12 protein-coding genes and 1 rRNA gene are annotated in these 12,228 nt (G+C 71.3%); 10 read left to right on the top strand and 3 right to left on the bottom strand.

Going from position 1 to position 12,228, the window contains the following annotated elements; all coding sequences use genetic code 11:
- The 9 genes from rrf to ABZZ79_RS38095 form a co-directional block, all read left to right on the top strand.
- A 5S ribosomal RNA gene (gene rrf, locus ABZZ79_RS38135) occupies positions 1 to 82 on the top strand; the annotation flags it as partial.
- 62 nt (positions 83 to 144) lie between these two features.
- Positions 145 to 789 carry an HAD family hydrolase gene (locus ABZZ79_RS38130; protein WP_356697013.1) on the top strand — a complete coding sequence of 215 codons (645 nt, stop codon included), beginning with the start codon at positions 145 to 147 and terminating at the stop codon, positions 787 to 789.
- Between the two features lie 61 nt (positions 790 to 850).
- Positions 851 to 2,068: an MFS transporter gene (locus ABZZ79_RS38125; RefSeq protein WP_356697011.1), complete on the top strand. Its 1,218-nt coding sequence runs from the start codon at positions 851 to 853 to the stop codon at positions 2,066 to 2,068.
- Positions 2,019 to 3,191 carry an acetoin utilization protein AcuC gene (locus tag ABZZ79_RS38120; protein ID WP_356697009.1) on the top strand — a complete coding sequence of 391 codons (1,173 nt, stop codon included), beginning with the start codon at positions 2,019 to 2,021 and terminating at the stop codon, positions 3,189 to 3,191. The genes ABZZ79_RS38125 and ABZZ79_RS38120 overlap by 50 nt, the downstream gene beginning before the upstream one ends.
- A 716-nt stretch (positions 3,192 to 3,907) precedes the next feature.
- Positions 3,908 to 4,723 carry a phosphatase gene (locus ABZZ79_RS38115; RefSeq protein WP_356697007.1) on the top strand — a complete coding sequence of 272 codons (816 nt, stop codon included), beginning with the start codon at positions 3,908 to 3,910 and terminating at the stop codon, positions 4,721 to 4,723.
- 129 nt (positions 4,724 to 4,852) lie between these two features.
- On the top strand, positions 4,853 to 5,065 hold the full coding sequence (locus tag ABZZ79_RS38110) for a helix-turn-helix domain-containing protein (RefSeq protein ID WP_158712621.1): 213 nt from the start codon (positions 4,853 to 4,855) through the stop codon (positions 5,063 to 5,065).
- 177 nt (positions 5,066 to 5,242) lie between these two features.
- Positions 5,243 to 5,341 (top strand): AURKAIP1/COX24 domain-containing protein, encoded by a 99-nt coding sequence (locus ABZZ79_RS38105; protein ID WP_003948845.1) that lies wholly within the window; start codon positions 5,243 to 5,245, stop codon positions 5,339 to 5,341.
- A 375-nt stretch (positions 5,342 to 5,716) separates the two neighbouring features.
- Positions 5,717 to 6,778, top strand: coding sequence for an NAD-dependent epimerase/dehydratase family protein (locus ABZZ79_RS38100; protein ID WP_356697005.1), 1,062 nt, complete (start codon positions 5,717 to 5,719; stop codon positions 6,776 to 6,778).
- 14 nt (positions 6,779 to 6,792) lie between these two features.
- A complete protein-coding gene (locus ABZZ79_RS38095) occupies positions 6,793 to 7,845 on the top strand; it encodes a lysophospholipid acyltransferase family protein (RefSeq protein WP_356697003.1) in 1,053 nt (350 codons plus the stop codon).
- 69 nt (positions 7,846 to 7,914) lie between these two features.
- Here ABZZ79_RS38095 and ABZZ79_RS38090 read toward each other — a convergent pair whose 3' ends face one another.
- The 3 genes from ABZZ79_RS38090 to ABZZ79_RS38080 form a co-directional block, all read right to left on the bottom strand.
- Positions 7,915 to 9,144 (bottom strand): DUF5667 domain-containing protein, encoded by a 1,230-nt coding sequence (locus ABZZ79_RS38090; protein WP_356697001.1) that lies wholly within the window; start codon positions 9,142 to 9,144, stop codon positions 7,915 to 7,917.
- A 242-nt stretch (positions 9,145 to 9,386) separates the two neighbouring features.
- Positions 9,387 to 10,157: an ECF subfamily RNA polymerase sigma factor, BldN family gene (locus tag ABZZ79_RS38085; RefSeq protein ID WP_356696999.1), complete on the bottom strand. Its 771-nt coding sequence runs from the start codon at positions 10,155 to 10,157 to the stop codon at positions 9,387 to 9,389.
- 586 nt (positions 10,158 to 10,743) lie between these two features.
- Positions 10,744 to 11,673, bottom strand: a complete 930-nt coding sequence (locus tag ABZZ79_RS38080) for an HAD-IB family hydrolase (RefSeq protein ID WP_356696997.1) — start codon at positions 11,671 to 11,673, stop codon at positions 10,744 to 10,746.
- Between the two features lie 85 nt (positions 11,674 to 11,758).
- Between ABZZ79_RS38080 and ABZZ79_RS38075 the strand changes: the two genes are divergently transcribed.
- Positions 11,759 to 12,049: a glutaredoxin family protein gene (locus ABZZ79_RS38075; RefSeq protein ID WP_356696995.1), complete on the top strand. Its 291-nt coding sequence runs from the start codon at positions 11,759 to 11,761 to the stop codon at positions 12,047 to 12,049.
- Positions 12,050 to 12,228 lie beyond the last annotated feature (179 nt).

The raw sequence follows: 12,228 nt of genomic DNA, 5'->3' as shown, positions 1-12,228 counted from the left end.
CATTCCGAACCCGGAAGCTAAGCCTTACAGCGCCGATGGTACTGCAGGGGGGACCCTGTGGGAGAGTAGGACGCCGCCGAACAATCATTGAAGAAGACCCCGCACCGATTACGGTGCGGGGTTTTCTGCGTTTAGGCTCCTGGTATGCGCTATGACCTCGTGATCTTCGACAACGACGGTGTGCTCGTCGACAGTGAGCCCATTTCCAACCGGCTGCTGGCCGAATACCTCACCGAGGTGGGCCATCCGACGACGTACGAGGACTCCATCCGGGACTACATGGGGTCCGCGATGCACCGGATCCACGACCTGATCGAGGAGCGGACGGGGCAGCGGCTGCCGGCGGACTTCGACGACGTCTTCCACGCGCGGGTGTTCGAGGCGTTCGAGCGGGAGCTGAAGCCGGTGGCCGGGGCCGCGGAGGTGCTGGGGCGGCTGTCCGAGAACGGGGTGCCGTACTGCGTGGCGTCCTCGGGGAGTCATGAGCGGATCCGGGTGGGGCACCGGACGACGGGGCTGGACCGCTGGTTCGACGACGGGCGGATCTTCAGCTCGCAGGATGTGGGACGCGGAAAGCCGGCGCCGGACCTCTTCCTTCACACGGCGGCCCGTATGGGGGTGGCGCCCGAGCGCTGTGTGGTCGTGGAGGACAGCCCGCTGGGCGTCCAGGCGGCCGGGGCGGCGGGGATGGACGTGTACGGGTTCACGGCGATGACGCCGGCCGAGAAGCTCGCGGCCGCGACCGGTCTGTTCTCCTCGATGGAGGAGCTGGACGCGCTGCTCGGCTGAAGCTGAGGAAAGTTCAGCTTCACCGTATCCAGGCGGACCACGGGGCCCTACGCTGCCCGCCATGACTGATGTGCTCCGCCGCGGCAGGGCCTCGCTGGCGTTCGGATTCTTCGCTCAAGGTGTCGCCTTCGCTCTGCTCGTGACGCGCATTCCGGCCATCCAGGACCGGTACGGGGTCTCCGACGCCCTGCTGCCCGCCTTCCTCGCCGCCGTGCCGGTGCTGGCCGGTGCGGGCAGTGTGGGGACCGAGCGGCTGGTGCGGCGCATACCGCCCAGCGTGGTGCTGCGCTGGTCCCAGCCGGTCGTGCTCCTGGCGCTCCTCGGGGTCGGGGCGGGCGACCGTATGGCCGAACTGGCCGTCTCGCTCGCGGCGTTCGGGCTGTCCGTCGGGGCGCTGGACGCCTCGATGAACATGCTCGGGGTGAGTCTCCAGCGGGCGTACGGGCGCAGCATCATGCTCGGGTTCCACGCGGCGTACAGCCTGGGCGGGATTCTCGGGGCGTCGCTGGCGTGGGCGGGGGCGCACTGGGAGCTGGCGCTGTGGGCGTCGTATCTGCCGGTGGTGTGTGTGCTGGTGCCGCTGTGCCTGGTGGGGAGCCGGTGGTACGTCGACGGGGACGGGGGGCCAGTCGGGAGGGGCGACGGCTCCGGTGGCGACCAGGGCGTGGTGTTCAAGGTGCTGCTGCCGCTGTGTCTGGTGATGACGTTCGCCTACATCGGGGACTCGACAGTGTCCAACTGGAGCGCGAAGTATCTCCAGGACGTCCTCGGCAGCTCGGAGCAGGCCGCGACGGTCCCGTACAACGTCTACATGGTGACCACGCTCGTGGGGCGGGCGCTCGGGGACTTCGGGGTGCGGCGGTTCGGCGCGGTGGCGGTCGTGCGGGGCGGGGCGCTGGTGGCGGCGGGCGGGTTCGCGGTGGTCGCCGCGGCGCCCGGGGCATGGCTGGGGATGCTCGGATTCACGCTGGTGGGGCTGGGGTTGTGCGTGCTGGTGCCACAGACGTTCGCGGCGGCGGGGCGGTTGTTCCCGGGGGCCTCGGACGCGGCTGTCGCGCGGCTGAACATTTTCAACTATGTGGGATTCCTGATCGGTTCGCCGTTGGTGGGCGCGCTCGGGGACGCGTGGAGCTATCGCGGGGCGATGCTGGTGCCGATGGTGTTGGTGCTGGTGACGCTCGGGTATGCCCGGTCGTTCGCCGCTCAACCGGACCGATACGGTGGCGGGCATGAGCGGCCGCGCACAGCTGATGTGGGACGAGGCAGTAACGGGGTATGACTTCGGGCCGGGGCATCCGATGGATCCGGTCCGGCTGGCGCTGACCCGGCGATTGATCGACGCGTTCGCGCTCGACCGCGAGGTGGAGGTCGTGGCGGCGAAGCCGGCGGGGGAATCGACGTTGCGGCTCGTCCACCGGCAGGACTACATCCAGGCCGTGAAGGGGGCGTCCCTCGATCCCGGGGCGGCGGACGGGTCGTACGGGATCGGGACGCTGGACGATCCGGCGTTCGCCGGAATGCACGACGTGTCCGCGCTCATCGCGGGCATGTCAGTGGAGGCGGCGGAGGCCGTGTGGCGCGGGGAGGTGTCGCACGCGGTGAACTTCGCCGGCGGGCTGCATCACGCGATGCCCGGGGCGGCGGCGGGGTTCTGCGTCTACAACGACGCCTCGCTCGCGATCGCGCGGCTGCTGGAGCTGGGGGCGGAGCGGGTGGCGTACGTCGATGTCGACGTGCATCACGGGGACGGGGTGCAGGCGGCGTTCTGGGAGGACCCGCGGGTGCTGACGATCTCCCTCCATGAGCATCCGCGGACGCTGTTCCCCCAGACGGGGTGGCCGGAGGAGACGGGGGCGGCGTCCGCGCAGGGGAGTGCCGTGAATGTGGCGCTGCCCGCGGGGACGGGGGACGCGGGGTGGTTGCGGGCCTTCCATGCCGTCGTGCCCGAGCTGATCGCCGACTTTCGGCCGCAGGTGCTGGTGACCCAGCACGGGGCCGACACGCACTTCGAGGATCCTCTCGCTCATCTCGCCGTGTCCCTGGACGCGCAGCGGGCGGTTCAGGTCGCCTGCCATTCGCTGGCGCACGAGTACGCCGAGGGGCGGTGGGTCGCGCTCGGTGGGGGCGGGTATGCGGTGGTGGACGTGGTTCCCCGGTCCTGGACGCATCTTGTCGGGATCGCCGCGGGGCGGGAGATCGCGCCGGAGACGGTGATTCCCGAGAGCTGGCGGCAGGAGGTGTACGCGCGTACGCGGCAGTTGGCGCCTCTGCGGATGACCGACGGGCGGTGGCCTGTCTCCTGGGCCGACTGGGAGGCCGGCTACGACCCGGCCGACCGTCTGGACCAGGCGGTCCTCGCTGCCCGGCGGGCGGTGTTTCCGCTGCGGGGGTTGTTGGCGTAGGGGTCGGGTCCGCGGGGCGTGCGCCTTGTGGGGCGGGGTCGGCGGCGCGGCTGCGGCAGGGGCGGTGCGCAACTCGGCGTAGGCGGGGTGCCGCTGCGCCCACCCGTGCCGCCCCTGGCGGCACGCATGCCCGCAGCGGGGGCGCGGTGTGCGGCTGGGGTCGGGGCGGTGCGCAACTCGGCGCGGCGAGGTGCCGCTGCGCCCACCCGTGCCGCCCCGAGCGGCACGCATGCCCGCAGTGGCGGCGCGGTGCGCGGCTGGGGCCGGGGGCGGTGCGCGACTCGGCGTCGGTGGGGTGCCGCTGCGCCCACCCGTGCCGCCCCTGGCGGCACGCATGCCCGCAGTGGCGGCGCGGTGTGCGAGTCGGCGTCGGCGGGGTGCCGGTGCGCCCACCCGTGCCGCGCCGGGCGGCACGCATGCCCGCAGCGGGGGCGAAGGGCGTCGGGAAGGCGCGTACGGCGGGGAGGGGACGGGGTGGGGGGTGTCCGCCCGCAGCGGACGGCGCGAGACGCCCTCAGCCGACGTAAGAGACCAGAACGGCGGACCGAGGACGGACACCCCCCGCCCCGGCCCCGCACCTCCCACCCACACAACGCGCCACAACAACCCCCACCGAACACGAGCAGGCCGCCGCAGGCACCCCCGCGTTACGCCAACCGTGCGCAGTTCGTTCGTTTCGGGCGCGGGCCGTGCCGCCCTCCGTCACCATCGCCGTCATGGTGAGCCGCCGTGCCCTGCGTGAGCATCTTCTCGCCGCCCGGATCGCCGGGCCGGTGGGGACTTCGCGGGAGGAGAGCCTGCGGAGCTACCGGCTGTTCGCGGCACGCGACCCCCGGGCGTTGATCGGACTCGACCCCGAATGCGCTTGGGGGATCCGGGAGTTGATCGCGCTCATGGCGGAGAAGTGTGGGGTTTCGGCCGATCCGGGCTGCACTTCGGGGCATGATGTGATCGACCCGCACCGCACGCTCACCGCGCTGGACGCGTTCGCGGAGCGGGTCGGCGCCGCCGCCCGGCGAAGGGCGCCCGTGCTGCTGGGCACCGGGCACCCGCACCGCCTGCTGGGCTTCTACACCGCCCTCGCAGACGCTTTGTCGACAGCCGGCTGTACTGTCCTCACCCCGGCGACGGGTCGCTGTGTCGACATAACGACCCGGTTCGGCCTACGCACGCACTACCTCGACTACGTACGAGGAGTCGCGCTGGTACGGAGCCCCGGCACCGGGAGCCCCGGTTGTGCGACCGGCGCACACACCCACTCACCACTGCCGGTTCGTCTCGCGCTCGCCGTCGCCGCGGAGGCCGGCGGCCCTCTCCCGGAGCTTGTCATCGGAGATCACGGCTGGGTCTGCGGAGCAGGTCAGCTGGGGTTCGAGGCGATCGGGCTGGCCGACACCGACGACCCCGCGCCCTTCGTGGGCGAGGCGGAGGGCGTCGTGGCCGTCGTCGTTCCGCTTGATGACGGTGTGCGGTCCGCTTACTACCGCCCGCTTACCCGCTACGTACTCAATCGAGCGTGTCTGTCACAGTAGGCCGCCGATGGGTGCACCTCTTCCCCACTCGCATCACCCGCCCCTACATTGGGGAGTGAGCACGCAACGACGAAGAGTCACCGGAAGGGGAAGCCGGTGGCCGTCGAGTGCGGAAGGTTCAGGTGTGTCATGGCTGCAGCTGGCGAGAGGCCTCTGAACGAGGTTCAGTTTCTCACCGTGGCGGAGGTCGCCTCGGTGATGCGAGTGTCGAAGATGACCGTGTACCGGCTGGTGCACAGCGGTCATCTGCCCGCGATCCGGGTCGGGCGGTCGTTCCGTGTCCCGGAGCAAGCGGTACACGAATACCTGCGTGACAGTTACGTGGGGGTGGAAACCGTCTGACGACGCCTCCGCGAGGAGATCCGTTCCGGGCACGACAGGGCAATACCGGTCGCTTGTGGATCTCCTCGCTCACCTCGATTACGACCTCAGCGCTCGGGCGGGTAGGCTAGCCCCTCGTAGGTCGTGTGGGCCCATGGCGCCCAAACACCGAGTGATGAGAAGTGAGCGAGGGTAGTCGTGGGCTCTGTTATCAAGAAGCGGCGCAAGCGGATGGCCAAGAAGAAGCACCGCAAGCTGCTCAAGCGCACGCGCGTTCAGCGTCGCAACAAGAAGTAAGCGCCGCGGGCCGCCACTTCTAGTGGAAGGCCCCGCGATGGCGTGGCTGTGGCCCCCCACATCTGGTGGGGGGCCACACGCATTTCCCGGGCGCTCCCGGGCGCGCTCGGACCCCCCCGCGGCCACCCCCGGGCCGTCGAGCCCGCCCCACCGCGGCCGCCCCGGGCGTCGAGCCCGCCCGCACCCCGGGCCCGATCCACAGGCGTACGCACACAGCCCCACCCACGCCCGCATGGTGGTACGACCGCACTTTCTCGTCACGTCACGCATCGGGGGGTCATCACAGTGCAACATCGACCCGCTAGGTTGGCGGCACGGGGGGAACACGGCAGGGTACGAGCCAGAGAACGGCGAGGCGGAAGGAAGGCGCTGAACTTGGGCAAGGTCGTGCTCGTCACCGGAGTGGCCCGACGGCTGGGCGGCCGGTTCGTACGACGGATCCAGCGTGATCCGGAAGTGGACCGGGTCGTAGCCGTGGACGCGGTGCCACCCGAGCACCACCTGGGCGCCGCGGACTTCATCCGGGCCGACATCCGCCAGCCCACCATCGCGCGGGTGCTCGCCGAGACGGGCGCCGACACGGTCGTCCACATGGACGTCACCGCGACCGCACTGGGCAGCGGCAGCCGGACCACGGTCAAGGAGACCAACGTCATCGGCACGATGCAGCTGCTGGGCGCCTGCCAGAAGTCCCCCGCGGTGAAGCGGCTGGTCGTGAAGTCCAGTACGAACGTGTACGGCTCGGCCCCGCGGGATCCGGCCGTGTTCACCGAGACGACCCCGCCCAAGTCGCTGCCCAGCGGCGGCTTCGCGAAGGACACCGTCGAGGTGGAGGGCTATGTGCGCGGCTTCGCCCGCCGCAGGCCGGACGTGGCGGTGTGCGTGCTGCGGTTCGCCAACATCCTGGGCCCGAGCGCCGACTCGCCGCTCGCCTCGTACTTCTCGCTGCCGGTCCTGCCGACCGTCTTCGGCTACGACCCGCGGCTGCAGTTCGTGCACGAGGACGATGTGATCGAGGTCCTGCGGATCGCCGCCCACGAGCCCAGGCGCGGCACCCTCAACAGCGGGACGTTCAACGTCGCCGGCGACGGCGTCCTGCTCCTCTCGCAGTGCTCGCGTCGGCTCGGCCGCCCCACCGTGCCGCTGCTGCTGCCCGCCGTCACCTGGGCCGGTACGGCCGTGCGTACGCTGGGAGTGACGGACTTCTCGCCGGAGCAGATCCGGCTGCTCACCCACGGCCGGGCCGTGTCGACGGACCAGATGCGCGAGACGCTGGGATTCCAGCCGAAGTACACCACCGCCGAGACCTTCGCGGACTTCGTACGCGGCCGCGGCCCCGGGCTGCTGCCGCCCGCGGCCGTCGCGGGGGCCGTGGACAGGATCGCCGCGCTGCCCTTCGCGGGCGGCGGCCACCTCCCGACGCAGAGCGCCAACTGAGGAGCGCAGCAACGATGGCGGACGCCAAGGTCATTCCGTTCGACGACGACCGGTCCCGCGGGGGTGCCGTGCAGCGGCCCGCGCGGCGCCGCGGCGGGGGGAGCAGGCTGAAGGGCACGCAGGCCGCACCGGTCCACGAGGTGCAGGCCCTGCCCACCAGGGCGGCGCGGGACGATGTGCCGGTGACACGTGAGGAGACGGTGGCGCCGCAGCCCGAGGAGGGCCCCGGCGGCCTGGAGCGGCGGGTGGCGAGCGGGCTCGCCTTCCTGCGCCGCCGCCTCACCGGGGACTACGAGGTCGACGACTTCGGCTACGACGAGGAGCTCACCGACCAGGTCCTGATGTCCCTGCTGCGCCCGGTGTACGAGAAGTACTTCCGGGTGGAGGTGAAGGGCCTGGAGAACATCCCGGCCGAGGGCGGCGCGCTGATCGTCGCCAACCACTCCGGCACGGTCCCGCTGGACGGCCTGATGATGCAGGTCGCGGTGCACGACCACCACCCGGCGGGCCGCCATCTGCGGCTGCTCGCCGCGGACCTGGTCTTCGTGCTGCCGGTGGTCAACGAGCTCGCGCGCAAGCTGGGGCACACCCTGGCCTGCGCGGAGGACGCCGAACGGCTGCTGGGGCAGGGCGAGCTGGTCGGGGTGATGCCGGAGGGCTTCAAGGGCATCGGCAAGCCGTTCAGCGAGCGCTACAAGCTCCAGCGCTTCGGCCGGGGCGGGTTCGTCTCGACGGCCCTGCGCAAGGGCGCCCCGATCATTCCGTGCTCGATCGTCGGGGCCGAGGAGATCTACCCGATGATCGGCAACGCGAAGACCCTGGCCCGGGTCCTCGGGTTCCCGTACTTCCCGCTGACCCCGACGTTCCCGTGGCTGGGCCCGCTCGGCGCGATCCCGCTGCCGACGAAGTGGACGATCCAGTTCGGCGAGCCCATCCGCACCGACGGCTATCCGCCGGAGGCCGCCGAGGACCCGATGCTGATGTTCAACCTGACCGACCAGGTCCGCGAACAGATCCAGCACACGCTGTACAAGCTGCTGGTGCAGCGCAGGTCGGTCTTCTTCTGACCGCGACCGTACGACGCCACGGGCGCCCCTCCCGCGCAGAGGAGGGGCGCCCGTGGCGCTGGAGCGGTGTTACTCCGCGTCCTCGCTGTCGATGCCCAGGCCGGGCAGCAGGCCCGGGAGGAGGGGCGGGAGCGTGACGTCCGGTTCCGCGGTGGGCGTTCCGCTCTGGGACGGCAAGGCGGAGCCGGTGCTCTGCGGCGGGTCGAGGAGACCGCCGGTGCCGCCGCCGAGGAGGCCGTCCTCGGAGTCGGAGCCGGCCGACCTGCTCGGGCTGCCGGTGCCGCGGTTGTGGTCCGGGGCGCTGCTGCCCGCGCTGGGCGCGGTGGAACGGCCGTTGCCCGATGTGCCGGTGGACATCGACGGGCCGCCGCCCTGCCGGCTGCCCTCGCCCGCGCCGCCGCCCTGGGCGGGAGGCTGCGGGAGGAGGGACTCCAGCGGGGCGACCTCCTGGTCTATGGCGTCGAACACCGACGACACTTCCTCGCTCACGTCCCCGAGCTGCACGGGCAGCCGCTCGCGCAGGGCGCCCCAGGCCTCGCGGTGGGAGCGCGAGAAGGCGGAGAGCGCCTGGATGGGGCCCAGCGAGTCGGGGTCGCGCTCGAACGCCTCGCGCAGCAGGCGGTGGCCCTCGGCGGCGTCGTGCCGCATACCGGAGAGCGCGCGGCGGACCTCGCCGAGCGACTCGTGGTCGAGGGGGCCGCTGCGGCCGCGCTCCATCAGCCGACGGGCTTCGCCGAGGCGGGTGGAGGCGTGGTTGAGATAGACCTCGCCGCGCTCGGTGTCGCCGTCGGCCAGGTAGTTGAGCTTGAAGTCCTCGATGCCGCGCTTGAGGCCGTAGAGCGAGTCACCGGGCAGGGCCTCGGAGCTGGCAGCGGCGACGCCGCCGAAAGCTCCCGCGGCAACGCCCACGCTCAGTCCGCCCGCGGTGAGGCCCTTGGCCAGCCGGCTGCGTGGCCGGAACTTGCCCAGTGGCGTCGCCCGGTGCGCTCCTCTGGCCCGACGTTGCTCGGGCATCGAAGGGTCCGCCGCCTCGCCTCCCGCGGAGCCCGCCTGGAGCATGGCCTCCATCGCGGCCACCAGTTGGGCCCGCTGGACGACCTTGACCTCCGGGTCCAGCACCGGCTTGGGCAGCTCGCCCAGACCGGCGGCGAGCGCCAGCAGGCGTCCCGGTTCGGTCCGTTCCGCGGGTGCCGGGGCCGGGGCCTCGGACTGATCGGCCGCCGAGCCCTGTTCGGACTGCTCCTCCAGGGCCTGGGCGAAGGCGTTCGCCCGCCGGTGCGCCGATACGTTCGCGATCACTGGCGGCACCTCCTCTCGTCATGACGGTCGACTCCCTGGGGATCCTTGGAGTTGCACGCCCGCGACCGCTGCCACCCGATCGGGTGATCGGGCTCGGTTCGGGCGTGACCGCAGGGAGCCTGCATCCCGCACAACGAGCGGCACGGCACTTGGGTTACGGACGGCGGATGATCGGATCGAGAAGTCAACGGACTTTTACCGACCGTGAGTTGAGAGTCACCCAGGGTGGTGGCGGACAGGGGTCAGCGCGCGTCGTCCGGGAGCAGCCGGGCGAGTGTGCGGACGGCGCGGTACTGGAGGGTCTTGATGGCGCCCTCGTTCTTGCCCATGACGCGGGCGGTCTCCGCGACGGACAGCCCTTGCAGGAATCGGAGGGTCACACATTCCTGCTGCTGGGGGTTGAGGCGGCGTACGGCGTCCAGCAGCGCGGCGTTCGACAGGGACTCCAGGACGGAGTCCTCGGGGGAGCGCTCGACCTCGTTGGCGTCGAGCATCTCGCCGGTGGTGACCTCCAGCCGGAAACGGCTGGACTTGAAGTGGTCGGCGACGAGGTTGCGGGCGATGGTGACGAGCCAGGCGCCGAAGTCCCGGCCCTGCCAGGTGAACGTGCCGATGCGGCGCAGGGCGCGCAGGAACGTCTCGCTCGTCAGGTCCTCGGCGGTCGCCTTGCCGCCGACGCGGTAGTAGATGTAGCGGTAGACGGTGTCGCTGTACTGGTCGTAGAGCCTGCCGAACGCCTCGGCCTCGCCGGCCTGGGCGCGTTCGACGAGGTCCATCATCCGGGCGCTGTCGCTGTCTGCGGCCGGGCGGCGTGCGGTGGTGGCGGCGCCGGCGGAGCGTCCTCGTCTGCCGACCGCGGCGCCGCTTTCGGCCAGTGCGTAGCACGGACCGGCGGGCGCGGTGGCGAAGGCGGGGACGGCGTACGCGGTGGGGACGAAGCCGCGCAACAGGTCTAGGACCGTTGCGCGCAGCGTAGCCAGGCCCGAGGCGTCAACCCCGACGTGTGGGTACACGGGACTCCCAGAGGCAGAGCTTCCATCACGTGCAGTGCGGGACCGTTCACCCGTCGTGACGACGGAGGGGTACCGGTTTGCGTCTGAGGAGAATAACGCTTCGTGCAGGCTCTGCTACACCGAGTTGCTCAAATCATCGATTACGTCGCTTCTGTAACCGATTGGCGCCCGGTCGAGTGGCGCAGAGTGACAGATTGTTGATCGATTCGGCTCGTATTCCGGGTGGAACCGGGGCGTGTTGTGGCAGTCCGCGGACAAGTGGACTGGGTGGGGGGTTGTGGGGGTGCGTCGGTCGGATCGGTTGCGAAGGGCTGCGTGGCGGGTGGGGTGGGGTGGGCCTCGCTCGGGTGCGCGTGTCTGGGTGCCGCCGGGGGGTGGCTGAGGGCGGGGCGGTGCGCGACTCGGCGCTGCGAGGTGCCGCTGCGCCCACCCGTGCCGCCCTTAGCGGCACGCATGCCCGCAGCGGCGGCGGTGGGGTGGGTGGGGGTGTGGCGGCACGCATGCCCGCAGCGGCGGTGGCGGCGGGGTGGGTGGGGGTGGCGGCGTGCGTGGCCGCGGTGGCGGCGTGTGTGGCTGCGGTGGTGGGTCAGCGGCGGCGTCTGCTCAGGGCGATGGCGGCCACTGTGCCGCCGGCCACCGCGCCGACGCCCGCGGCGGCGGGGATGCCGACCTTGGCCGCCTTGCGGCCCGTGCGGTAGTCGCGCAGGCGCCAGTCCTGGTTCCGGGCGTGTCTGCGGAGCTTGGCGTCCGGGTTGATGGCGTAGGGGTGGCCGACCAGGGAGAGCATGGGGATGTCGTTGTGGCTGTCGCTGTAGGCGGCGCAGCGGGTGAGGTCCAGGCCCTCGGCCGCCGCCAGGGCGCGTACCGCCTCGGCCTTGGCCGGGCCGTGCAGGGGTTCGCCGACCAGCTTGCCGGTGTAGACGCCGTCCACCGACTCGGCCACCGTGCCCAGCGCGCCCGTCAGTCCCAGGCGGCGGGCGATGACCTGGGCGATCTCCACCGGGGCCGCGGTGACGAGCCACACCTTCTGGCCCGCGTCCAGGTGGGCCTGGGCGAGGGCGCGGGTGCCGGGCCAGATGCGCACGGCCATGTACTCGTCGTAGATCTCCTCGCCGATGGACTGCAGTTCGGCGACGCGATGGCCCTTGACGATGGAGAGGGCGGAGTCGCGGGCGTCCTGCATGTGCTCCGGGTCCTCGACCCCGGCGAGCCGGAACCAGGCCTGCTGCCAGGCGAACCTGGCGAGGTCGCGGGTCTCGAAGAACTTCCGCTTGTACAGGCCGCGCCCGAAGTGGAACAGCGCGGCGCCCTGCATCACGGTGTTGTCGAGGTCGAAGAAGGCCGCGGCCCTGTCGTCGCCGAGAACCGGGAACTCCGGCTCCTGGGGCGACGCCTTCGCCTCCACCGGCGCCTCGGGCACCGACTTGCGCGCGGCTTCGGCCGAGGCCTCGCCTGCCAGCACGCTCCGCGCCGTGGCGGAGCGCTTACGGGAAGTGAGCCATCCGAGAGCGGCCATGGCGTGAGCATAGCCATTCTGTTCGGAGCTGCCGGACTGCCGAGGTTTGGAGGCCGTGAACTCTCCGCGACCGCGTCGTTAAACAATGGCCGGTATGAGTCCCATTTTTCGCCGCAAGGCAGCCCCCAAGGTGCCGCAGGACCGGCTCGTCACTCTCATCCGCAAGCCCGGGTGTCATCTGTGCGACGACGCCCAGCTCGTGATCGAGAAGGTGTGCGCGGAACTCGGCGTGCCCTGGGAGCGGAAGGACATCACCGAGGACGAGGAGCTGCACCGCCAGTACTGGGAGCAGATTCCGGTTGTCCTGGTCGACGGTGAACAGCACACCTTCTGGCGCGTGAACGAGGACCGCCTGCGCAGGGCCCTGACCGAGTGACGCCTCGCACGATCGAGCCCCGCTTGAGGAACAAGTCACTGACCGACCAGTCCAAGTCGTCCGGAAAGTCACTTAGGATCGACGGTGAGCAGGTCGCGGGGGCATGGATCGTTGAGGAGAGTGTGCGGTTTTGCCCCCAGGACGCAAGGAACGAGCGTTGTCGTGCGCCGGTTCCCCGC

Origin of the sequence: Streptomyces sp. NPDC006458 (assembly GCF_040612135.1) — a bacterium.
Classification (GTDB): domain Bacteria; phylum Actinomycetota; class Actinomycetes; order Streptomycetales; family Streptomycetaceae; genus Streptomyces.
The sequence above is the reverse complement of the archived record's forward strand: the minus strand, read 5'-3'. Positions and strand labels throughout refer to the sequence as shown.